At 67.0% G+C, this 22,183-nt stretch carries 22 protein-coding genes and 1 other RNA gene; 9 read left to right on the top strand and 14 right to left on the bottom strand.

The features are described from left to right. Position 1: 1 nt before the first annotated feature. The 6 genes from AC1D1S_RS07230 to AC1D1S_RS07205 all read right to left on the bottom strand — a co-directional run bounded on the left by AC1D1S_RS07230 (position 2) and on the right by AC1D1S_RS07205 (position 6,066). On the bottom strand, positions 2 to 460 hold the full coding sequence (locus AC1D1S_RS07230) for a DUF1579 family protein (protein ID WP_476943966.1): 459 nt from the start codon (positions 458 to 460) through the stop codon (positions 2 to 4). Positions 461 to 490: 30 nt separating this feature from the next. Next, the gene (gene ppk2, locus AC1D1S_RS07225; protein WP_476943967.1) at positions 491 to 1,363 is read right to left on the bottom strand and encodes a polyphosphate kinase 2; all 873 of its coding nucleotides are present in this window, start codon (positions 1,361 to 1,363) and stop codon (positions 491 to 493) included. 109 nt (positions 1,364 to 1,472) lie between these two features. Then, complete coding sequence (locus AC1D1S_RS07220) at positions 1,473 to 2,270, bottom strand: HNH endonuclease family protein (protein WP_476994113.1); 798 nt, start codon at positions 2,268 to 2,270, stop codon at positions 1,473 to 1,475. Between the two features lie 110 nt (positions 2,271 to 2,380). Beyond that, entirely contained in the window at positions 2,381 to 2,590 is a 210-nt protein-coding gene (locus tag AC1D1S_RS07215) for a hypothetical protein (protein WP_018773403.1), read from the bottom strand. A gap of 88 nt (positions 2,591 to 2,678) precedes the next feature. Next, positions 2,679 to 4,169: a glyceraldehyde-3-phosphate dehydrogenase gene (locus tag AC1D1S_RS07210; protein ID WP_476994112.1), complete on the bottom strand. Its 1,491-nt coding sequence runs from the start codon at positions 4,167 to 4,169 to the stop codon at positions 2,679 to 2,681. 229 nt (positions 4,170 to 4,398) lie between these two features. Next, the gene (locus AC1D1S_RS07205) at positions 4,399 to 6,066 is read right to left on the bottom strand and encodes a GMC family oxidoreductase (RefSeq protein WP_476994111.1); all 1,668 of its coding nucleotides are present in this window, start codon (positions 6,064 to 6,066) and stop codon (positions 4,399 to 4,401) included. Positions 6,067 to 6,423: 357 nt separating this feature from the next. On the opposite strand from AC1D1S_RS07205, the gene AC1D1S_RS07200 reads away from it, so the two are divergent. Beyond that, entirely contained in the window at positions 6,424 to 7,428 is a 1,005-nt protein-coding gene (locus tag AC1D1S_RS07200) for a hypothetical protein (RefSeq protein WP_476994110.1), read from the top strand. A 46-nt stretch (positions 7,429 to 7,474) separates the two neighbouring features. Here AC1D1S_RS07200 and rnpB read toward each other — a convergent pair. Next, positions 7,475 to 7,868, bottom strand: an RNA gene (gene rnpB, locus AC1D1S_RS07195) — RNase P RNA component class A. A gap of 112 nt (positions 7,869 to 7,980) precedes the next feature. Here rnpB and AC1D1S_RS07190 point away from each other — a divergent pair. The 3 genes from AC1D1S_RS07190 (at position 7,981) to AC1D1S_RS07180 (ending at position 10,582) form a co-directional block, all read left to right on the top strand. After that, positions 7,981 to 8,826, top strand: coding sequence for a slipin family protein (locus AC1D1S_RS07190; protein WP_243177193.1), 846 nt, complete (start codon positions 7,981 to 7,983; stop codon positions 8,824 to 8,826). 26 nt (positions 8,827 to 8,852) lie between these two features. Next, on the top strand, positions 8,853 to 9,755 hold the full coding sequence (locus tag AC1D1S_RS07185) for an alpha/beta hydrolase (protein WP_243177192.1): 903 nt from the start codon (positions 8,853 to 8,855) through the stop codon (positions 9,753 to 9,755). A 62-nt stretch (positions 9,756 to 9,817) separates the two neighbouring features. Further along, positions 9,818 to 10,582, top strand: coding sequence for a YaaA family protein (locus AC1D1S_RS07180; RefSeq protein ID WP_476994109.1), 765 nt, complete (start codon positions 9,818 to 9,820; stop codon positions 10,580 to 10,582). A gap of 15 nt (positions 10,583 to 10,597) precedes the next feature. Here AC1D1S_RS07180 and AC1D1S_RS07175 read toward each other — a convergent pair whose 3' ends face one another. Both AC1D1S_RS07175 and AC1D1S_RS07170 read right to left on the bottom strand, forming a co-directional pair. Next, the gene (locus tag AC1D1S_RS07175; protein ID WP_243177190.1) at positions 10,598 to 11,335 is read right to left on the bottom strand and encodes a zinc ribbon domain-containing protein; all 738 of its coding nucleotides are present in this window, start codon (positions 11,333 to 11,335) and stop codon (positions 10,598 to 10,600) included. Positions 11,336 to 11,458: 123 nt separating this feature from the next. Continuing rightward, positions 11,459 to 12,382, bottom strand: coding sequence for a Nif3-like dinuclear metal center hexameric protein (locus tag AC1D1S_RS07170; protein WP_476994108.1), 924 nt, complete (start codon positions 12,380 to 12,382; stop codon positions 11,459 to 11,461). Between the two features lie 99 nt (positions 12,383 to 12,481). Here AC1D1S_RS07170 and msrA point away from each other — a divergent pair, with 99 nt between their 5' ends. From msrA to epsC, 3 genes are all read left to right on the top strand, one after another. Continuing rightward, the gene (gene msrA, locus AC1D1S_RS07165) at positions 12,482 to 13,006 is read left to right on the top strand and encodes a peptide-methionine (S)-S-oxide reductase MsrA (RefSeq protein ID WP_476944046.1); all 525 of its coding nucleotides are present in this window, start codon (positions 12,482 to 12,484) and stop codon (positions 13,004 to 13,006) included. Positions 13,007 to 13,071: 65 nt separating this feature from the next. Then, the gene (cysK, locus tag AC1D1S_RS07160; RefSeq protein ID WP_459385078.1) at positions 13,072 to 14,007 is read left to right on the top strand and encodes a cysteine synthase A; all 936 of its coding nucleotides are present in this window, start codon (positions 13,072 to 13,074) and stop codon (positions 14,005 to 14,007) included. 34 nt (positions 14,008 to 14,041) lie between these two features. After that, positions 14,042 to 14,626, top strand: coding sequence for a serine O-acetyltransferase EpsC (gene epsC / locus AC1D1S_RS07155; protein WP_018773413.1), 585 nt, complete (start codon positions 14,042 to 14,044; stop codon positions 14,624 to 14,626). A 37-nt stretch (positions 14,627 to 14,663) separates the two neighbouring features. On the opposite strand, the gene AC1D1S_RS07150 is transcribed toward epsC, so the two are convergent. Both AC1D1S_RS07150 and gndA read right to left on the bottom strand, forming a co-directional pair. Beyond that, the gene (locus tag AC1D1S_RS07150; RefSeq protein ID WP_476994107.1) at positions 14,664 to 15,506 is read right to left on the bottom strand and encodes an oxidoreductase; all 843 of its coding nucleotides are present in this window, start codon (positions 15,504 to 15,506) and stop codon (positions 14,664 to 14,666) included. 115 nt (positions 15,507 to 15,621) lie between these two features. After that, positions 15,622 to 17,058, bottom strand: a complete 1,437-nt coding sequence (gndA, locus tag AC1D1S_RS07145) for an NADP-dependent phosphogluconate dehydrogenase (protein ID WP_018773415.1) — start codon at positions 17,056 to 17,058, stop codon at positions 15,622 to 15,624. 276 nt (positions 17,059 to 17,334) lie between these two features. Here gndA and AC1D1S_RS07140 point away from each other — a divergent pair, with 276 nt between their 5' ends. Beyond that, entirely contained in the window at positions 17,335 to 18,063 is a 729-nt protein-coding gene (locus AC1D1S_RS07140; RefSeq protein ID WP_476994106.1) for a FadR/GntR family transcriptional regulator, read from the top strand. Between the two features lie 38 nt (positions 18,064 to 18,101). Here AC1D1S_RS07140 and AC1D1S_RS07135 read toward each other — a convergent pair whose 3' ends face one another. Genes AC1D1S_RS07135 through AC1D1S_RS07125 form a run of 3 tightly spaced genes read right to left on the bottom strand, consistent with a single transcriptional unit; the run spans position 18,102 to position 20,903 of the window. After that, on the bottom strand, positions 18,102 to 19,166 hold the full coding sequence (locus AC1D1S_RS07135) for an L-idonate 5-dehydrogenase (RefSeq protein ID WP_476994105.1): 1,065 nt from the start codon (positions 19,164 to 19,166) through the stop codon (positions 18,102 to 18,104). Further along, entirely contained in the window at positions 19,166 to 19,936 is a 771-nt protein-coding gene (locus tag AC1D1S_RS07130) for an SDR family oxidoreductase (RefSeq protein ID WP_079554757.1), read from the bottom strand. Before AC1D1S_RS07130 ends, AC1D1S_RS07135 begins: the two co-directional genes overlap by 1 nt. Positions 19,937 to 19,949: 13 nt before the next feature. Then, positions 19,950 to 20,903, bottom strand: coding sequence for an NAD(P)-dependent oxidoreductase (locus AC1D1S_RS07125; RefSeq protein ID WP_476994104.1), 954 nt, complete (start codon positions 20,901 to 20,903; stop codon positions 19,950 to 19,952). A gap of 65 nt (positions 20,904 to 20,968) precedes the next feature. Here AC1D1S_RS07125 and AC1D1S_RS07120 point away from each other — a divergent pair, with 65 nt between their 5' ends. After that, the gene (locus tag AC1D1S_RS07120) at positions 20,969 to 22,033 is read left to right on the top strand and encodes a D-2-hydroxyacid dehydrogenase (protein ID WP_476994103.1); all 1,065 of its coding nucleotides are present in this window, start codon (positions 20,969 to 20,971) and stop codon (positions 22,031 to 22,033) included. Positions 22,034 to 22,183: the final 150 nt, after the last annotated feature.

The following is a 22,183-nucleotide window of genomic DNA, read 5'->3' as shown; positions in this document are numbered from 1 at the left end:
CCTACCGGTCGAGTACCAGCTCCACCACCTGATACGGGTCCTCGCCCGGGACCAGGTTGTGCATGGTGATGCGTCCGCCCGGGCCGTCCGCCGGGTGCAGGTGGATCTGCCAGCCCCAGTCCGGGCCGGTCGGCGCCGCATAGGAGCCGTTGAGCCGGAGGACGCCGTCGCCGCCCACGGTCCCGGAAAACTGCATCAGCGCCTTGCCCGTGTGCCAGGAGTCCAGCCACACAGCGGTGGCGGGATCCGCGCCGGACGCGCCGCCGGCCAGGATCAGGAGGCCTTCCTGCTGGCTCTCACCGTCTGACCAGGTGTAGGCGACACTCGCGAAGTGTGCGGCGGTCACCGTCACCGTGGCGGTGGCCGCCGAAGCCTTGTAGTCGTCCGTGGGCATGAGCCGCAAGCGGTTTTGTCCATGCCAGGTGCCAAGGAACGGTGTCACGTATTTCACAATGTCCATGCGGCAGTCTACTGAACCAACCGATCCTGCTCAGTCCGCGGCCGGCTTTTCGAATCTCGCCGCGGAGTCCGGGACATAGCGGAACAGTTCCCGCGGCGGGCGCGTGTAGTTGACGGCCTTCGGCCGTTCCGGAAGGGTCACCGGCTCGGTCCGCACTTCGGTGTAATCGATGCTGGAGAGCAGGTGGGCGATGAGGTTGATCCGTGCCCGGCGTTTGTCTTCGGCTTCCACCACGTACCAGGGTGAATCCGCGGTGTCTGTCTGCACGAACATGTCGTCCTTGGCCCGCGAGTAGTCTTCCCAGCGCAGGATTGCCTCCCGGTCCATCGGCGAGAGCTTCCATTGCCGCATGGGATCATCCAGCCGGGATTTGAACCGCCGCTCCTGTTCCCCATGGCTGATCGAGAACCAGTACTTGAAGACCAGGATGCCGTCCTGGATGAGGAGCCGTTCAAAAACCGGGCACTGGGCCATGAAGCGTTTGTGCTCCGCCGGGGTGCAAAAGCCCATCACGTGTTCGACGCCGGCGCGGTTGTACCAGGAGCGGTCCATCAGGACGATTTCCCCGGCGGCGGGCAGATGCGCCACATAGCGCTGGAAGTACCATTCACCGCGTTCGCGCTCCGTCGGCGCCGGCAACGCGACTATCCGGGCAAACCGCGGATTCAGGTACTCGGTGACCCGCTTGATTGCACTCCCCTTACCGGCTGCATCCCGACCCTCGAAGATGATGAGGACCCGCGCCCCGGTGCTCCGGACCCACTCCTGGAGGGCAACCAGTTCTGCCTGGAGCCGCAGAAGTTCGGCCTTGTAGAGTCCGGCGTCGAGCCGGGCCGGCCGCCGTGCGGAGCCCTTCTTGTGGCCGGCGTGCCCCTTGCCTGAATTGTGCGTGCGATGTGCCATGGCTTCCGTTCCAGCATTTGGGGCGCGCGGTTTGTCCCACCGCGCCCATTGTCGCCGGGCAGCAGAACGGCTGCAAGGGTCCTCCAGCCCGGAAACTGCGAAGGGCGCGTCAGCGCGGCACGATCGTCTGTTGCCCTGGGCACGAGGCCAGGATCCGTTTCATCGCCTCCTTCTCTGCCGCCGTGACCCACAGCCGGTAGGCCGCCTTGACCGAAATTTGGCGGGCGACGTAGTGGCAGCGGAAAGCCTTGTTTGGCGGCAGCCAGGTGGCGGCGTCGGAGGCACTCTTGTCCTGGTTGGCGGGACCGTCGACGGCGATCAGGTTGAGGGGATCGTTGGCCAGGTGTTCGCGCTGCTGCGCGGTGAGCTGCTGGGCGCCTTTTTGCCACGCGTCTCCCAGCGCCACGACGTGGTCGATCTGCACCGCAGCACTGGTTTCGGCGCCGCGCCGGAAAACGATCGTGCGGCCGGTGTACGGTTCCTGGAACGTGCCGCCGGCCACCTGGCAGCGGGAGCCACTGACGAATTCGGCGGCCGCCAGGTCGCGGCGGAGGATGTCGTTGCGCGTATCGCAGCCGTTGCGGTCGACGTCGAGCCACGCCTGGCCGAACGCGCCCCGGTCATAGTTGTTCTTCGCCGACCGTCCCTTGACCGCGAGGGTGTCGAGCACGCCGGCAGCGCTTCCCTGCGGGACGGCCCGGACGGCGTCCACCGCGTTCATCCACCCTTGGGCAATGACGGGGGCCTCGCTGGGGCCGGCGATTTGCGGTTCCGCGGCGGCAAACTGGCCGGCCGTGAAGAACCAGACCAGGCCGCCCAGGACGGCCAGGCCGGCCGCGGCAAGGAGGATCCAGGCTTGGCGGGAGTGGCGGCGGGCGCGGCGGAAATCCATCCAGGTGGCGCTCATGTGGGCGGCCGCTCGCGGCGTTTTGGCTGCACGCCCTGAGCCTATGCGGACGCCACGCCACTCGGGCGGTTGTCCACAGTGTTGGGGACCGGTGGCGGAACGCGGGGGGCCTATTGCTCCCGCGTGACCCGTTTCAGATCTTCGTTGGCCAGATCCAGCAGGCCCTGGAGCTGGGTCACCCGGTCGTCGTTGACTTCACCGGACTGGCGTTTGACGAGGGCGTCGTCCAGCAGCCGCTTCGCTTCTTTCGCGTTGCTCCGCGCGACGTCCAGCGCGTGTTCCAGGGTGGTCTCGTGTTCAACAGCCGGGTTCGGTTCCATGGCTCCATTGTGGTTCCCTTTCCCGGCCGATTCCAGTGCATCGGCCGGGAAAGGAGGAACATGTCCCGGTCAGGGACATTCGCCCTGGCTAGACCTCGACGGGCAGCCCTGCGGCCTCGAGGATGGACGCAGCATCCTTGGCGGGGAAGGACGGCGGGTTGACCCCGGCCATTTCCTCCATGACGCGGACCACCTGGCAGCTGTAGCCGAACTCGTTGTCGTACCAGACGTACAGGACGAGGTTCTTGTCGTTGGAGATCGTGGCCAGGCCGTCGACGATGCCTGCCCGGCGTGAGCCGACGAAGTCCGTGGAGACAACCTCGGGCGAATCGATGTAGTCGATCTGCTTGCGCAGCTCGGAGTGCAGCGACATTTCCCGCAGGTAGTCGTTGACCTCATCCTTGGTGGTGCCGTTCTCCAGGTTCAGGTTCAGGATGGCCAGCGAGACGTCCGGGGTGGGGACGCGGATGGAGCTGCCCGTGAGCTTGCCGAGCAGTTCCGGCAGGGCCTTGGCCACGGCCTTGGCGGCACCGGTCTCGGTGATTACCATGTTCAGCGCGGCAGAGCGTCCACGGCGGTCGCCCTTGTGGAAGTTGTCGATCAGGTTCTGGTCGTTCGTGAAGGAGTGGACCGTCTCCACGTGGCCGTGCACCACGCCGTAGCGGTCGTTGATCGCCTTGAGCACAGGGGTGATGGCGTTCGTGGTGCAGGACGCCGCCGAGACGATCGTGTCCGAGTCGTCGATGGTGCCGTGGTTGATGCCGTGCACAATGTTCTTCAACTCGCCCTTGCCCGGTGCGGTGAGGAGAACGCGGGCAACACCCTTGCTCAACAGGTGCTGGGAAAGGCCCTCGGCGTCGCGCCAGCGGCCCGTGTTGTCGACGACGAGCGCGTCGTGGATGCCGTAGGCGGTGTAGTCCACCGTGGAGGGGTTGTCCGAGTAGATGACCTGGATCTGGACGCCGTTGGCCGTGATGGTGTTGTTTTCGAGGTCAACCTTGATGGTGCCTTCGAAGGAGCCATGGACGGAGTCGCGGCGCAGCAGGCTCGCGCGCTTGGCAAGGTCGTTGTCTGAACCGCGGCGGACCACGATGGCACGCAGGCGYAGGCCGTGGCCGCCGCCTGCCTTTTCGATCAGGAGCCGGGCCAGGAGCCGGCCGATGCGGCCGAAACCATAGAGGACGACGTCGGTGCTGGTGCGGTCGTCGCCGCCGCGCTTGCCGACAACCTCGGCGAGTTCGGCGCGGAGGAACTCATCCAGGCTGGCGCCGTCGCCCTCGGCGCGGTATTTCTCGGTGAGGCGGGCAATGTCGATCGCCGCGGCGCCGAGGTCCAGCTTGGTCAGGGCCTCCAGCAGCGGGGCCGTCTCCTCAAGGCGCAGTTCTTCCTTGCTCATCCTGCGGGCGAAGCRGTGGGCCTTGAGGATATTCATGGTGGACTTGTTGATCAGGCTGCGTCCGTGGATGGAGGTCACCACGTTGTTCTCGCGGTACAGCCGGCCGATCACGGGGATCATCGCCTCGGCGAGTGCCTCACGGCCCATCCACGTATCAAGACAAGAATCTGACGTCTGGCTCACAGAACTACCTTCCTAGAATCCACCCCCTACGTCCTCGTAGGGGGAAGTCGGCCGCCGGAGGGTGTCCGGTACCGGGCACCGGCGGGGATTCGGTCCACCCCGGGCGCCTCATCGAGCGCAAAGAAAAACCGCCGGCTGCGAACGCAGGCCCGGCGGCAGAACTTCTACGTTCACCATCAATTCTACGGGCGGCCAGKCAGGGTGGGGTGCCTGTTGCGCGTGAATTGACTCACACACTGTCTGGGGCCACGTCGAAGTCGGCAAAACCATCCGCGCCGGGCGTAAGCCCCTCTGCGTCCTCAAGGATCATGTCGACGGCCTTTTCCGCGATCATGATGGTGGGTGCCTGGGTGTTGGCACTGACCAGCCGGGGCATGATCGAGGAGTCAACGACCCGCAATCCCTCCAGCCCGTGGACCTTCAGCCGCGGGGAGACAACGGAATCGTCGGTGGTACCCATGGCGCAAGTGCCGACCGGGTGGTACGAGGTCCGTCCGTAGGACCGCACGAAATTCACGTACTCGTCGCGGGTTGCCACCCGGGAGCCGTCGCCGATGTGCTCCTTCTGGATGAACGCCGCCATCGATGACTGTTCCATGATTTGCCGGCTCTGCTGCACGCCTGCGATCGTCATCTCCAGATCGTAGTCATCTGCCAGGAAATTCGGATCGATGATCGGTGTCATTGTGGGATCTGAGGACGCGACGCGAACTGTCCCCCGGCTGCGGGGGCGCAGGAAGTACGAGTTGAGCGTCGCCCCGAATCCGGGCCGCAGCGACGCAATGCCCGGCTCCGACCTCGCCGCGGGCAGGAAGTGGAACTGCAGGTCCGGGGTCTTCTCATCTGTGTTGGCGTAGCTGAAGCCACCGGCCTCGACGAGGTTGGACGCGAACGGTCCCGTGCGGAAGGCCAGATACTCGAGGCCCGCCAGGACTGTCGCCGGGCGCACCCGATTGAACCGGTCCAGGCTGTGGTCATCGGTGAGCTCGTAGATGATGTCCAGGTCAAGGTGGTCCTGCAGGTTCTYCCCGACCCCTGGCAGGGCGTGGAGCACGTCGATGCCGGCGGCGGCAAGGTCTGCCGGGTCGCCGATGCCTGAAAGCTGCAGCAACTTGGGCGAGCCAAACGCGCCGCTGGCGATCAGCACCTCGCGCCGGGCCCCGTAGGTTCGCGCGACTCCGCCTTCAATCGTCTGGATGCCGACGGCGCGGCCATTCTTGATGACCACCTTGGAGACGGTCACATTGACGCGGACAGTGAGATTGGGCCGCCTGCGCGCGGGTTTCAGATAGGCGACGGCTGCGCTGCACCGGCGCCCATTCCTGGTAGTGGTCTGATAGAAGCCAACGCCGAGCTGCTTCGCCCCGTTAAAATCGTTGTTGTAGGGCAGCCCGAACTCCTGGCCCGCCTGCACGAATGCCGCCGAGAGCGTGTGCGGACGCCGGAGATCAGAGACGCCGAGCGGCCCTGTGGTTCCATGGTGGGGTCCTGAGAGCCTGGTGTTTGACTCCGAGCGAATGAAATACTTGGACACCTCGACGGCGGACCAGCCCTCGCATCCGTAGTCCCCGGCCCACCCGTCGTAGTCCCCAGCCACGCCGCGGGTGAAGACCTGGGAGTTGATGGACCCGCCGCCGCCAAGCCCGCGGCCTTGAGGGAGCGGGATGCTGCGGCCGTTGCTGTGCTTTTGCGGAACACTGCTATACGCCCACTGATACGGGCCCCCCTTCAGTCTCGGGAAGCCCGCGGGCATGTGGATGAAGGGATGGCGGTCGGACCTGCCCGCCTCGAGCAGAAGCACACGGACTGAGGGGTCTTCACTCAATCTGCCAGCCAGAACGCTGCCGCCGGTACCACCCCCGGCGATCACATAGTCGTACTCAGCATCGTCCGGCACTATGACTCCTCAACCATCGCCGAAGCTACCGCTCCTTGAAGCGTTGATTGAAGTGTGTTAGTTCCGCGGCCATGATGTCAAGCATCCGGGCTGGCGTGCACCGCCGCACGTAGGCGGCACACGGCGGAACGGACGGGGCGGCCGTCTGCCGCCTTGAGAAATGAGGCCGACAKGAGGCCTGAGCAAATTTGTGCGCGACTCATGGAGCCGTGGGGCCAGTCAGACTTCCGGAGACCATAGACGGCTGGGGACCTCAAGAGTACCTTACGTCTTATGACGGGCTCTGAAATGAGGCCATCGCCCCGAGGAACTCCATTCAGCGCAGCGCAGTGGCTGATCTTGACACGGCGGGCCTGGTTGGCAACCGCGCTGGCAGCCGTGGCCGCAGCCTTGAACAACTCCGCAGCGGCGGCACAAATCGGCGCGGCCGCCGACCCCACCGTCCCTGGGGCCGCCGACCGTGGCACGCTCCAGATGACCCAGGACCCCCTCGCCCTGCTCGACAGCGTGGCGCTCCTCTGCGAGTTCCCCGTCCGGGAAAACGGTGAAACAACATGGCCGCAAGGCGTGTCCATCAACGAGGGCGCACAGGAAATCTACGTGTCAAACCAGAATGGCACCGAATTGCGAATTGACGTCCGAACCCTCCCCGCAGGGATCAGGAAGTCGTCGAGAATCGTCACAACCGAAGATCTGTGCTGGACGGAAGCATTGCCCTGGTTCTACAACGAAAGAGGGCAGCTTTGCTTCATCATCAGGGCAACCGGTGGGGCGCGGACGAATGCGTCCACCTATGCTGTCTACAACTACACCACCGGCACCAAGGGTGCCAACATTCCAATCAACGGTATATGGCGCGCGGACGTGTCCGGCAGATACATGGCAACAACTGACGCCGGCACCACTTCGGTGAGCAGCTTTTACGTCTACGACTGGGCCAGCGTTCAAGCCGGCAATCCCGCTCTGATAGCAACCATCCCCGCCCAGGCCGGTGCGCGGACCGCCGGTAAGAACCAGGGCCTGGCATGGGTCGGCAACTATTTCTACCTGATCCAGGGCAGTCAGTCGGAGAGCCCGACCTTCCAGGCCTGGGACTCCAACGGCAAACTGTCGATCTCCAGCAAATACACGCGCGCCGACTTCATGGATTTGGTCAACAAACTCAAGCCCGGATATCTCACGAACGCGAACTACACCTACGAGGCAGAGGGCGCATTCAACCACGAAGGCAAACTCGTCTCGGTACAGATTGTGAACAACAACCCTTCAGTGGCCACAGACGGGCGGGTCCTAGTACTCCAGCACAACCGCACCGACGGTGTGCGRGGCAAAATGCAGCCGGCGGATGTGGCAGGTCAATGACGTCGGCCGGATCCGGCAAACCTCATCGAAGATTGTCGGCGTTGGGTGGATGGGTTGACCGATACGCCGGGTTCTGTGTTCCCGCGCTGTTACCGGCGCGGGAGTAGCGGCCATCCATCTACGGACGCCGTTGCCGACGCCCTCCAGCGGCCTACCCGAACACTCGGGCGAGCAGCCCTCAAACGTGTCCTGTCTGGCCTTGCTCCGGGTGGGGTTTACCTAGCCTTCCCGGTCACCCGGGAAGCTGGTGGTCTCTTACACCACCGTTTCACCCTTACCTGCCCTGCGGTCTGTGCAAGCACACGCCGCACGCAGGCGGTCTGTTCTCTGTGGCACTGGCCTGCGGGTTACCCCGAGTGGGCGTTACCCACCACCCTGCTCTGCGGAGCCCGGACGTTCCTCGAGCCACTTGCGTGACGCGCGGCCGCCTGGTCAACCCATCCGCTGTTCATTCTACGTTCTCCCGGCYGGCGCAGCCGCACCACGGACTTTCGGGGCTGCCGGTGGGAGAATTTAAGCAGGGTTCCTGCTAGTCAAGAAAGAGTGATCCCGATGAACTGGACCGCCATCATCATCTGGCTGTTGGCCATCGTCCTGGTGGCTATTCTCGCCAAGATGTCGATCAAGATTGTGCGCCAGTACGAACAGGGCGTCCTGTTCCGTCTGGGCCGGGTGGTCGCGGTACGGATGCCCGGCCTGCGGTTCATCATCCCGGTGGTGGACCGGCTTCAGCTGGTGAGCCTGCGGATCGTGACAATGCCGATCCAGTCACAGGGCATCATCACCCAGGACAACGTCAGCGTCGATATCTCGGCAGTGGCGTACTACCGGGTGATCGACTCCGTGAAGTCCGTCGTGGCGATCGAAGACGTGGCCGCGGCCATCAACCAGATCGCCCAGACCACCCTGCGGAAAGTGGTCGGCCGCCACAGCCTGGACCAGACGCTGTCGGAGACTGAGCGCATCAACAGCGACATTCGGATAATCCTGGACGCGATGACCCTGGAATGGGGTGTCGAAGTGACGCTCGTCGAACTCAAGGACATCCAGCTCCCGGAGAGCATGAAGCGGGCGATGGCCCGGCAGGCGGAGGCCGAGCGGGAGAAGCGGGCCAAGATCATTTCGGCCGAAGGAGAGGCGATCGCCGCCGTGGCCCTCGGCGCGGCATCTGACACGATGATGGCCCACCCGGTCGCCCTGCAGTTGCGGAATCTTCAGTCCCTTGTGGAGATCGGGGTGGACAAGAACTCAACCGTCGTCTTCCCGGCGCCTCTGATGAGCACCATCGCCGAACTGGCCGCTTTCCTGGCACGCGAGGACCATGTGGCCAAGACGGCGATCTCGGCGACGGCGACGCCAGAGGCACCGACAACGACGCCACCAATCAAAGCGGCGTAGCGTCCCCCCGGGCCTATTATCGAGGGATGGACAAATCTGCCCTGACCCGGCGCCGGCTGCTTGAGCTGGCAGGAATCGGCCTTGGCGCGTCCGCGCTCTCTGCCTGCACAGAGGGCATCGCGCATCCCGAGACGTCTCCGCCCGCGCCAGCGAGCCCAGCCAGCCCGACGGCGTCAGGGCCGCGGGCCGGCGCCGGCGCGCTGACGGTCCGGACCAGCACGGGTTCGTTCGTCTCGGCTTTCCGCCCCGGCATCGCCAGCCATTGGTCGCTGGCCGCACCCGAATTGCCGCCCGGCGGCGCGCGGCCCGAATTGCCCGTGGCTGTCTTTCTTCACGGACTCCACGGCAGCCACAAGGCACTGTTCGAGGGCTTATCGGCGCATAAGGCCCTCCAACGGCACCTCGACGCCGGCGGCGCGCCCTTCGCGATCGCCGCGGTGGACGGCGGAAACACCTGGTGGCACCCCCGCGCCGACGGCAGCGACACCCAGTCGATGCTGGTGAAGGAGTTTGTCCCGTTCCTGGGCAAGCGGGGCTACGACCTTGGCAGGATCGGCCTCTTCGGTCTCTCCATGGGAGGCTTCGGTTCGCTCCTGCTGGCCTCCCAGGGCCGGCTGCCCGGAATTCGCGCCGTCGCCGCCATGAGTCCGGCGGTCTGGGACAACTACGACGCACGCATGGACACAGCATTCGACAGCCCGGCTGACTTCGCGGCCCATGACGTGTTCGCGCTCCGGTCCCGGCTCGCGGCGGTGCCCAAGCGGATCGATTGCGGCACAGGGGACGCGCTTGCCGCCACGGTTCGTGCCTACCGTGCAGGGCTGAAGGGCGACGTGGAGGGTGGTTTCCGGCCCGGCGGCCACGACTACAGCTACTGGCGGACCGTGCTGCCCGAGGTGTTCTCATTCCTGGGCCACAACCTCGCCTGAACCCGCCACCGCCGGCCGCGTACTGCGGCGCCCGCGGAACGCGCCGCCGGTAGGATCGTACGGTGCTAATTCTGTTGCCGCCCTCCGAGGGCAAGACTCCCGCTGTGCGCGGGGACGCCGCCGACTGGGGCGCCTTGAGCTTTCCCGCCCTCAACAGCTCCCGCGCCAAGGTCCTGGAGGCGCTCGGCACCGTCAGCGCCCACGAGGACGCGCTGGCGCTGCTGGGCGTCGGCGCCTCCCTGAGCGCCGACGTCGAACGCAATACGCGGCTGCACGCGGAACCTGCCGCCCCGGCCCACCAGGTGTATTCCGGGGTGCTCTTTGACGCCCTCGGCTACAACACGCTGACCCCGGCGCAGCGGAGGAAGGCCGACKAATCGGTGCTGGTGGTCTCCGCCCTGTGGGGAGCCATCCGCTTCGCCGACCGCGTGCCCGCCTACCGGCTGTCGATGGGGACTTCGCTGCCCGACGTCGGACGGCTCGCCTCATTCTGGAAGCCGCAACTGAACGACGCCCTGGCGGCGGCCACTACGGGTGAGCTGTTAGTGGATTGCCGGTCGAGCACCTACGCCGCGGCGTGGACTCCCCCGCCGGTACAGACGGTGGCCGTGAACGTCTTCACCGAGACCGCGGGCGTGCGCAAGGTGGTCAGCCACTTTGCCAAGCACACCCGGGGCGAACTGGCACGGCATTTGCTCAGCCGCCGGGGCAAGGCGCCCCAAACCCCCGCACAGTTGCAGAAGGCGGCGGCGGAGAAGTGGGTTGCCGAACTCGTTGAGGGCACGGACCGGAAGCCGCACACCCTGAACATTATCCTGCCGAGCTGAGGCGCAGGCGGGTGCTTAGGCCCACTCGGACGAGCGCACCAGGATGCAGCCGGAGTCCGGGCAGAACACGATGTCGTCCTCGGCCGCGGCCTTGATCTCGGCCAGGTCGCCCGGGCTCAGGTGCATGCCGGAGCCTTCCGAGGTGCCGTGGAAGAGCCGGGCAGCGCCGACGCCGCGCTTGGCCAGGGTCTTCTCGTAGACGGCGAGCATTCCGGCGTCGAGTCCGGCGGCGAACTCGGCACGCTGCCCGCGCACCACCGTGGCTTCGGCGGCGATCTCGGCCAGCTGCTCGTCCAGCTCCGCACGGATGGAGCCGAAGGAGCCCTGGATGTCGTCCACAATCTGCTGCTGGGCCGCCTGGCGGGCGCGGAGCGAGTCGAGCCGTTCAAGGACTTCGAGCTCCACGTCCTCGAGGTCCGAGCGGCGCTTGTTCAGCGATACGAGGTCCCGCTGCAGGGCGACGAGGTCCTTGGACAGCCCCGTGCCGCTGTTGAGCCTGGCCTCGTCGCGTTCGATCCGGGAGGCGACTTGCTCGACGTCGGCCTCTGAGCGCTTGAGCTCCAGTTCAGCATCGTGGACGGCCACCTTAGCGGCACCGAGCTCACCGTTGGCCACGCTGAGGGCGGCTTCCAGGTCCGTKATGCGGGAATCGCTTTCAAGGCTTCGCCGGCGGTTGGACAAGGACTTGAGCTTGGCATCGAGCCCCTGCAATTCGAGCAACTTCAACTGTTCCGCCGGTGCTGCCTTGGCCACTATTTACCTCCGCTAAATCCAATCCGGCCGAAGCCGGGCACCGTCCCGGCGCTCCTTAGACTCTAGCGCCTAGCGTACTCCCCGGCCTCGCTACGCTCACCCGGGGCCCCTCGCACGCCAGGCTTAGCCCGGTGTCAGAATGAAGTCCCACGGGTCGCTGTTGGTGCTGCTGACCCGGATCTCGACGTCGTGGCCCTGGTCGGTGAGCACATTGCCCAGCGCTTCGGCGGCCGCAGGCAGCCACAGCCATTCACTGGCGAAGTGGGAAACGTCGATCAGGTACGGCCGGTCGTTGACCGCCGCCTCCCGGGCTTCCGATGCCGGGTGGTGCCGCAGGTCCGCCGTGACGTAGACGTCCGCGTTGCTCGCCCGCACCTCGCCGAAGAGCGAATCGCCGGCGCCGCCGCAGACAGCCACCCGCCGGATCAGCCCGTCCCGGTCCCCCGAGACACGCACACCGCCGGCCACCGAGGGCAGGATGCCGTACACGCGGGCCGCGAAATCACCCAGCGTCAGGACCTCGTCGAGGTCGCCGACGCGGCCAATGCCTTCCTCGGGGAGCCCGTTCGCGGCCGGCATCAGCGGGGCCACGTTCTGCAGGCCCAGCGCGTCCGCCAGGACGTCGGAAACGCCCCCGACGGCGGAGTCACCGTTGGTGTGCACGGTCAGCAGCGCGGTCCCGGACTCGATGAGGCGGTGCACTGCCTTGCCCKTGGCCGTATTCGCGGCCACGGACGTCACGCCCTTGAGCAGCAGCGGATGGTGCGTGATGAGCAGCTCGGCACCGAAGTCGATCGCTTCCTCGATCACGTCAATTGTCGGATCGACCGCGAACATGACCCGGTGCACCTCGGCGTTCGGGTGGCCGGCCACCAGACCCACCTCGTCCCAGTCCTCCGCCAGGGATTCGGGCCAGAGCTCCTCCACCGCCAGCTGGATCAGGCCCAGCGTCGCGGCGCCGGTGTCCTCCCCGGTGCCGGTACCGGCGTCGACGGCGGCAGCAGGGCGGTCGGATTCCGCTGAAACATCGGTGTTCACAGGTTCCATACCCCCATTTTTACCCTATCCGCGGGCGGCCCGGTCACTCGTAACACTCTCGTAAGGTGGGTGGGGAATCATCGGGGCCCTCGAACCATTGAAGAGATCATGAGAACTTTTGTCCTCGGCGGAGGCTGCTTCTGGTGCCTCGACGCCGTCTACCAGAAAACCAAGGGCGTCAGCTCAGTCGTGTCGGGCTACACCGGAGGCCATGACCGCAGCCCCGACTACTACTCTGTGTGTTCCGGGACCACAGGCCACGCCGAGGTGGTGGCAGTGACATTCGACGAGGACGTCATTCCCGCCGAGGTCATCCTGGACATGTTCTTCGCCCTCCACGACCCCACCACGCTGAACCGGCAGGGCTACGACGTCGGGACACAGTACCGTTCCTCAATGTTCTACGAGACCACCGAGGAAAAGATCGTGTTCGAGGAGGCGATCGAGCGGAACCAGTCCCTGTGGCGGCACCCGATCGTCACCGAGGTCAGCCGGCTGCCCCAGTTCCATGTGGCCGAGGAAATCCACCAGGACTACTTCGCCAAATACCCGGAGCAGGGCTACTGCCAGGTCATCATTAACCCCAAGCTGGCCAAGGCGAGGAAATATTACTCTGCATGGCTTAATGCTTAGCTAGGGCCTGTAGGCGCTCGTTAGGCTGACCTCAGTCAACCCTCTTCAAAGACAGGCATACATACATGGCACCGATCTATGACGATGTAACCCAGCTGGTAGGCGGAACTCCGCTGGTCCGGCTGAACCGGCTGACCGAAGGCCTTGACGCCACCGTGGCCGTCAAGCTGGAGTTCTACAACCCGGCCAACAGCGTCAAGGACCGGATCGGCGTCGCGATCGTTGACGCTGCCGAGAAGTCCGGTGCCCTCAAGCCCGGCGGCACCATTGTCGAAGGCACGTCCGGCAACACCGGAATCGCCCTGGCCATGGTGGGCGCGGCCCGCGGCTACAAGGTCATCCTGACCATGCCCGAGACCATGTCCACCGAGCGCCGGGTCATGCTGCGCGCGTACGGCGCCGAGATTGTCCTGACCCCCGGTTCCGAGGGCATGCGCGGCGCCGTGGAGAAAGCCCAGGAGATCGTGGCCAACACGGAGAACTCCATCTGGGCCCAGCAGTTCGCCAACGAGGCCAACCCGGAGATCCACCGCCGCACGACGGCCGAGGAAGTCTGGGCCGACACCAACGGCAAGGTGGACATCTTCGTCGCCGGCGTCGGCACCGGCGGCACCGTCACCGGCGTCGGACAGGTCCTGAAGGAACGCAAGCCGGAGGTCCAGATCGTGGCCGTCGAGCCGAAGGACTCCGCCATCCTCAACGGCGGCGCCCCCGGCCCGCACAAAATCCAGGGCCTCGGCGCGAACTTCGTCCCCGACATCCTGGACACCAACGTCTATGACGAGGTCATCGACGCCACGCTGGAAGATTCCGTCCGTGTGGCGCGCGAACTCGGCATCAAGGAAGGCATCCTGGGCGGCATCTCCTCCGGCGCCATCGTCTGGGCGGCCCTGGAGCTCGCCAAGCGCCCGGAGAACGCCGGTAAACTCATTGTTGCTGTGGTTTGCGACTTTGGTGAGCGCTACATCTCCACCGTGCTGTACGACGACATCCGCGGCTAAGTCCGCTGACCCACGATTGCCCAGAAAGGTCTTTGTGAGCTTCTTCGCAAGACTGAAGGAAGACCTCGACGCCGCCCGGTCCCACGACCCGGCGGCTCGAGGTTCTTTTGAGAACTTCTTCGCCTATTCCGGCCTGCACGCGATCTGGTTCCACCGCCTGACGCACCGGCTGTGGCAAAACCCGGCACTGCGGTTCCCGGCGCGGCTGATCTCCCAGCTCGCCCGGTTCCTGACCGGCATCGAGATCCATCCCGGCGCGACCATCGGCCGGCGCTTCTTCATCGACCACGGCATGGGTGTCGTCATCGGCGAGACGGCCGAGATCGGCGAGGACGTCATGATCTACCACGGCGTGACCCTCGGCGGCCGTTCGCTCGCCAAGATCAAACGCCACCCCACCATCGAGGACCGTGTGGTGATCGGCGCGGGCGCCAAGATCCTGGGCCCCATCACGATCGGCCGGGACAGCGCCGTCGGCGCCAACGCCGTGGTGGTCAAGGACGCCCCGGCCGAATCAATCGTCACCGGCGTGCCGGCCACCTGGCGCCACCGCGACGCGCAGCGCGAGACCAAGCCCGCCGTCGACCCTGCCGAATACCTGATCGAATACCGGATCTAGACCGGGCTCTGGACCGGCTCCCGACTGAACCGGGTACCTAGGCAGCCTTACCCGGGAACCTCTTGTAGATGTTCCACAGGACGGCGTCGAACGCCCGGTCCGGCAGCAGGTGGCGCAGCAGCAGGATCCCGCGGGCGCTGGCACCCACCGGGTAGCGGGTCCTGGGCCGCTGGGCGGTCGCGGCGTGCAGGATCGCCTCGGCAGCGAGCTCGGGCCGCGACGACGTTGCGGGGTTGTCCGTGGTGCCCAACGCCGCCGCCACCACCTTGGCCTGGGCCGCATAAGGGCCGTTTCCGGAGCTGGCCAGCAGCCCCTGCGCCGCAATGGCGCCCCACTCGGACTGCGTCCCGGCCGGCTCGATGACGGCCACATCAATACCGTGCGGCTTGAGCTCGAGCCGCAGCGAATCGCTCAGGCCCTCCACGGCGAACTTGGTCGCATGATACCAGGCACCCAGCGGCTCGTACATTTTGCCGCCGATCGATGAGATGTTGATGATCCTGCCGGCACGGGCGGCCCGCATGGCGGGGATCACGAGCTGCGTCATGCGCGCCAGGCCGAAGACGTTCACGTCGAACTGCCGGCGGCCCTCAGCCAGTTCGACCTCCTCGAGCGACCCGTACGTCCCGTAGCCGGCGTTGTTGACCAGGACGTCGRTCCGGCCGTGCGCGGCCAGCACGTCCCCGACGACGGCGCTCATCGACGCCTCATCGGTCACGTCCAGCGCCACCACCTTGACCCCGGATGCCTTCAGCGGCTCCATCAGCTCCACACGGCGGGCCCCGGCATAAACGGTGAAGCCGGCCGAGGCAAGCTTTTTCGCGGTTTCGAAGCCGATGCCGGTGGAGGCACCGGTGACAAACGCTACGGGCTGGGGCATGAGTTGAACTCCTTGGGCGCTGAACTCCTGGGGCAGGAGCGGTGCGGAAACACGGACGGCCGGCGCCTCCCAGCGTATCTGGAAAGTACCGGCCGTCGCGTTGGAACGGGGTGGGTCAGTGGGTGTCGACTGCCTCGATCTCGGACTTGTCCTCGCCCCAGAGGGTGTGGAAAGTGCCCTCGGCGTCAACGCGGCCGTAGGTGTGCGCCCCGAAGAGGTCACGCTGGCCCTGGATGACGGCGGCCGGCAGGCGCTTGCGGCGCAGGCCGTCGTAGTAGGCCAGCGAGGAGGAGAACACCGGCACCGGGATGCCGAGCTGCACCGCGGTGGACACCACCCGGCGCCAGGCCGGAAGGACTTCGGCGATCGCCTTGGTGAACGCCGGGGCGAAGAGCAGGTTGGCCGGCTTCTCCGCAGCGGCGTAGGCCTTGGTGATCTCCTTGAGCAGTTCCGCGCGGATGATGCAGCCGCCGCGCCACAGCGAGGCGATTTCATCCAGCTTCAGGTCCCAGCCGTATTCCTTGGCCGCGGAGGTGAGCATGTCCAGTCCCTGGGCGTAGGAGACCAGCTTGGAGGCGTAGAGCGCCTGGCGGACGTCCTCGACGAAGCTCTCGGGGACCTCGACGGCGGCCTCGCCGCCAGCCAGCAGCTCCTGTGCCAGCACGCGCTGCTCGGCCTGGGAGGACAGGGCCCGGGCGAAGACGGACTCGGCGATGCCCGACGTCGGGGAGCCGAGCTCAAGGGCGGAGATGACCGTCCAGCGGCCCGTGCCCTTCTGGCCGGCGGCATCCACCACGACGTCGACGAACGGCTTACCGGTCTTCGCATCGACGTGGCCGAGGACCTCGGCGGAGATTTCAATCAGGAAGGAGGCGAGGTCACCCTTGTTCCACTCTTCGAAGATCTTGGCCTGCTCGGCCGGTTCGATCCCGGCGCCGGAGCGCAGGAGGTCGAAGGCCTCTCCAATGACCTGCATGTCGGCGTATTCGATGCCGTTGTGGACCATCTTGACGAAGTGGCCGGCGCCGTCGGTGCCGATCCAGGCGCAGCAGGGCTGACCGTCGACGTGCGCGGCGATCTTTTCCAGCAGCGGGCCGAGGGCGTCGTAGGACTCCTTGGAACCGCCCGGCATGATTGAGGGGCCGTTGAGGGCACCCTCCTCGCCACCGGAGACACCGATGCCGACGAAGTGCAGGTCCTTCTTGGCGAGCGCAGCCTCGCGGCGGCGGGTGTCCTCGTAGTGCGAGTTGCCGGCGTCGATGATGATGTCGCCCGCTTCCAGCAGCGGCTCGAGCTGTTCGATCACGGAGTCCACCGGCTTGCCGGCCTTGACCATGATCAGGACGCGGCGCGGCTTCTCCAGCGAATCAACGAGTTCCTGGAGGGTCTCGGTGCGGACGAAGTCGCCCTCATCGCCGTATTTGGCGAGAAGGGTGTCTGTCTTTTCCACGGACCGGTTGTGCAGGGCAACGGTGAAGCCGTTCCGGGCCAGGTTGCGTGCGAGGTTGGCCCCCATCACCGCGAGGCCGGTAACACCGATGTGTGCTGACATCAAAAACTCCAATTCATTTTTGTACACGGTGATTTCTGTAGACCACGTGTACGGCGATTCGTCTCAGACGTTCATCTAGGACTCGGCAGGTCGCGCCGCGGAGGGCGGAACCCACTCTTGAGGATTGTGGCTGTCCTTAAACCATATGTATTTCCGCGGGCCGCGGGAAAGCCGCGCCCACGGAGCGGAATGCTGCGCGTCATAAACAGTCTATGATCACCGGCGCCCGCCACTCCGGTCGGCCCGGACCAGGCCCACCGCATTATGCTTACGACTATGTCAACCAGCCTCCACCACCGCGCCATTGAGCACCTCGGGACCCGGATCGTGGCCGGCGAGCTTCCGGCCGGGCACGTCATGCTTGCCGAGCACCTTGAAGACGAACTCAAGGTCTCCCGCTCGGTGGTCCGGGAGGCGGTCCGGGTCCTCCAGTCCCTGGGCCTGGTGGAGACCATCAAACGCGTCGGCATCCGGGTGCTGCCCTCGAACCGTTGGAACCCCTTCGACCCGCTCGTGATCCGCTGGCGGCTGGCCGGCGATGGCCGCGGCGCCCAGCTGCGCTCCCTGGCCGAGCTCCGCACCGCCGTCGAGCCGGTGGCCGCCGAGCTGGCCGCGGCCAACGCCCCCGAGGAGCTCCGCCGCGAACTCGTGGAGATCTCGCACGCCATGCGCGACGCCGGGCAGGCCGGGGACGTGCCCCGGTTCCTCGAGCTGGACATCCTGTTCCATTCCCTGCTGCTGACCGGCTCGGGCAACGAGATGTTCGCCAACATGGTGGGCCAGGTGACCGAGACGCTGACCGGCCGCACCATCCACGGCCTGATGCCGGACCACCCGCGGGAGACGGCGCTGCGCTGGCACGTGGAGGTCGCCGAGGCCATCGCCGCCGGGGATGCCGCCGCCGCCCGCGAGGCCTCGAACCGGATCATGCGCGAGACCATCTCGGAGATGGAGCCGAGCTGGAAGAACCAGCCGCGGGTGTTTGTCCCGGTCGAGCGCCACTAACCCGCCACTGGCCCTCCGGGCCCCGACGGCGGCGCTCCTCACGCCGGTGCCGGCCTGAAGTCCAGCAGCACCTTCCCGGAGACAGCCGCGTTCCTGGCGACCTCGAACGCTTCCAGTCCGCGGTCCAGGCCAAAGGTGTGGGTCACGACGGGGTCCACCCGCAGGGAGCCGTCGGCGAGCGCCGCTATGACGTCGTCGATTTCGTCATTGAAGCGGAAGGAGCCCACCAGCTCCAGCTCGCGCGTAATGGCCAGGGAGATCAGGACCGGCTGCGGGCCGGAAGGCAGCAGCCCCACCATCACCACCCTGCCGCCACGGACCGCGCCCGTGATCGCCGAGGCCAGGCCCCGGTGGCTGCCCGAGGACTCGATGACGACGTCCGCCTCAACCGCGGCGATCGCCCCGGCGTCGTCCCCCTTGAGGACCGCGTCGGCCCCCACGGCGCGGGCTATCTCCAGCGGCCGCTCGTGCATGTCCACGGCCACGATCCGGCCGGCGCCGGCGCGTTTGAGCACGGCCACGGCCAGGGCCCCGATGGGACCGCTGCCGATCACCAGCGCCGTCTTTCCCGCCACGTCCCCGGCGCGCGCCACGGCGTGCCAGGCGACGCTGGCCGGTTCCGCCAGGGCCGCGGTCTGCAGGTCCAGCCCCGCCGGCAGCGGCCGGAGCATCCGGGCCGGCAGGTTCACATACCGGCTGAACGCGCCGTTGGTGTGCGGAAACCGCGCGGCGCTGCCCAGGTAGGTGCAGCCCGGCGACAGATTCGGACGCTCCGCCGGGTACCGGGCGCCGCCCGGGCCCGGCGTGGCGGGATGCACCGCGACGGCCGTGCCGGGCCCCGGCCCCGAGCCGTCAGCGGCGGCGCGGATCACGGTCCCCACGATCTCGTGGCCCAGGACCATGGGAGCCTTGAGGACGGATTCGCCCGCGGCGCCGTGCAGCCAGTAGTGCAGGTCGGAGCCGCAGATGCCGCCGAAGGCGACGTCGATGACGGCTTCATCGGGCGCCGGCGCGGGCACGGGGATGTCCTCGATCCGCAGATCGCCCGCCGCGTGGGCCACCACCGCCGCGGCCGTGGCCGGAAGTGCTGCCACGCCGCCCATCAAACCACCACCGTCATTCCGCCGTCGATGAAGATGGTCTGGCCATTGACGAAGTCGGATCCGTCGGAGGCCAGCCACACGGCGGGTCCGGCCAGGTCCTGCACGGTCCCCCAGCGGTGCGCGGGGGTCCGGCCCAGGATCCAGGCGTTGAACTGCTCATCGTCAACAAGGTTTTGGGTCATCTCGGTGTGGATGTAGCCCGGCGCGATCCCGTTGATCTGCAGGCCCGAGGCGGCCCATTCCGCGGTCATGGCCCGGGTCAGGTTCCGCAGGCCGCCCTTCGCCGCGATGTAGGGCGCGATGGTGGGCCGGGCGAGGTCGGTCTGGACCGAGCAGATGTTGATGATCTTGCCCCGGCCCCGCGGGATCATGTGCCGGGCCGCTTCCCGCCCCACCAGGAACGCGCTGGTCAGGTCCGTGGAGATGACCCGTTCCCAGTCGGCCACGTCGAGCTCGAGCATCGGGACCCGGTGCTGGATGCCGGCGTTGTTGACCAGGATGTCCAGCGGGCCCACGTTCTCCTCCACCCAGGCGATGCCCCGGGCGGCCCCGGTGTCGCTGGTGACGTCGAAGGCGCAGCTGTGCACCCGGCCCGGCGCGTAGTCCGCGGCCATCGCGGCCTCGGCGGCCTTGAGCCGCTCGGGGTTGATGCCGTTGAGCACCACGGTGGCGCCGGCGTCGGCCAGGGCCCGGGCCAGGGCGTTGCCGATTCCCCGGCTCGAACCGGTCACCAGGGCCACGCGCCCGGTCAGGTCAAAAAGTCCGCTCATGGTTCACTGATCCTCATTTGGTCTTTGCTGCTGTGTTGGCTGTTGGCTTGTCGCTGGGGTTGTCACGCGCGTTGTCGCTGAGGTTGGAAATGGCCTGCCGCACGACGGCGAGGTCCCGGTCCCCCAGCCCCTGGCGCTTGAGTTCCGCGTAGAGCTCGGCGCCGGCGGCCGCCATCGGTACTGCGGCACCCGCGGCTGCGGCACTTTCGAGCACGAAGGAGAGGTCCTTGTGCATGAACTTGGCGGGCCCGGTGGGCTCGTAGTCCCTGGCGGCGAGTCGTGGGCCCACGATGTCCAGGACCCGGCTGCCCGCCAGTCCGCCCGTGAGCACCTCGTAAAGCGCGGGCACTTCCATGCCGGAGCGTTCGGCGAGCTCCGCGGCCTCGGCGAGCGCCGCCGTCGTGGTTCCCACGATCAGCTGGTTGCACGCCTTGGCGAGCGACCCCGATCCCAGCGGTCCCAGCCGCCGCACGGTGCTGCCCATCGCGCCAAAGAGCGGCAGGAGCCGGCGGAAGTCGCCGTCGCTGGCGCCCGCCATGATGGCGAGGGTGCCGTCCGCCGCGCCTTTGGTGCCGCCGCTGACGGGCGCATCGACGACGACGGCGTTGCCCCCGCTCGCCTCGGCGACCCGTGCCCCGAAGTCCCGCACGCCGGACGGCGACACGCTGCTCATCACCACGACGGCGGTTCCGGGCGCGGGCGGGCTGGCGGCCCAGCCGGCCAGGAGCGCGGCACTCGCATCCTCAATGTCGGACAGATCCGGCAGCATGAAGACAATGACGGGCTGGTCGCGAAGCGTCTCGACCCTGGCCACGCGCGAGCCGCCCAGGGCCTCGAAGGCGTCCAGCGCCGCCGGCGAACGGTTCCAGGCGGTGACGGTCCATCCTGCCGCGAGGAGGTTGGCGGCCATCGGCGCGCCCATCAGGCCGAGGCCGACAAACCCTGCCTCCCTGCGGTCAATCTCCATGCGTTGCCCTCACTTCGTCGTGGTTAATCTTGAGATTCTGTTCAGCATCCTAGCCTCCATTCAGTATGATGAACACTATGACGCCCAAAACCACCGTCGCGATCGCCGTCCCGCTCGAAGCAGAGCTGGTGGACCGCATCCGCGCCGTAGATCCGTCCGTGACCGTCCTCTACGACCCCGAGCTCTTGCCGCCGGAACGTTTTCCCGCCGACCATGCGGGTGACCCGGACTTCCGCCGGACGCCGGAGCAGGAAGAGCGCTACYGGGACATGCTCAACAAGGCCCAGGTCCTGTACGGGCTCCCCAACGAAAGCCCGGCAGGCCTCGCCCGGATCGCCGGCAGCAATCCCCGGCTTGAGTGGATCCATGCCATGGCGGCCGGCGCCGGCGGTGCCGTGAAAGCATCGGGGCTGGACGCCGCGACGCTGCAGAAGTTCAGGGTCACCACCTCGGCCGGGGTGCACGCCCTGCCGCTCGCCGAATTCGCCGCCCTGGGCATCCTCAACGGCTTCAAGCGCAGCGCCGAGCTGGCCCAGGACCAGGCGGCCAAGCTTTGGCCCGAGCTCCGCACCCCCACCCGCCTGGTCAACGGCTCCCGCCTGGTGGTCACCGGGCTCGGCGAGATCGGGCTCGAGACCGCCCGGATCGCCCGCGCCCTGGGCATGAGCGTCAGCGGGACCAAGCGGACCGTGGAGGCCATCGACGGGATCGAGACGGTCACGGACAACGACCGCCTCGCCGGCCTGCTGGGCACCGCAGACGCCGTCGTCAATACCCTGCCCGGCACGCCGTACACCGAGAAGCTCTTCAGCCGCGACGTCTTCGCCGCCATGAAGCCCGGAACGGTCTTCGTCAACGTGGGCCGCGGCACCGTGGTGGATGAAGAGGCGCTTCTGGAGGCCCTGGGCAACGGCCAGGTCTCCTATGCCTGCCTCGATGTCTTCGCCGTGGAGCCGCTGCCGCAGGACAGCCCGCTGTGGAACCACCCGAGGGTGATGGTGTCTCCGCACACCTCGGCGCTCAGTGCCGCCGAAAACCGGCTGATCACCGAACGCTTCTGCAGCAACCTGCGGACCTACCTCGACGGCGGCGAACTCCCACACCTTGTGGACACGGTGCACTTCTACTGAGTCCACTCTTCCGCACTGCACAGCGCCGTAGCGCACACAGGGCGGCCCACCGGAAACGGTTGGGCCGCCCTTTGCGTTGGGCGAGGCCGGTTCCACCCGGCGACGCGGGTATTCGGGTGGCGCAGAAACGGCCGTGGCCCCTTCCTGGGT

This window comes from Arthrobacter sp. P1_A5, from assembly GCF_056406825.1.
This window is presented reverse-complemented; position numbering and strand designations above follow the sequence as displayed.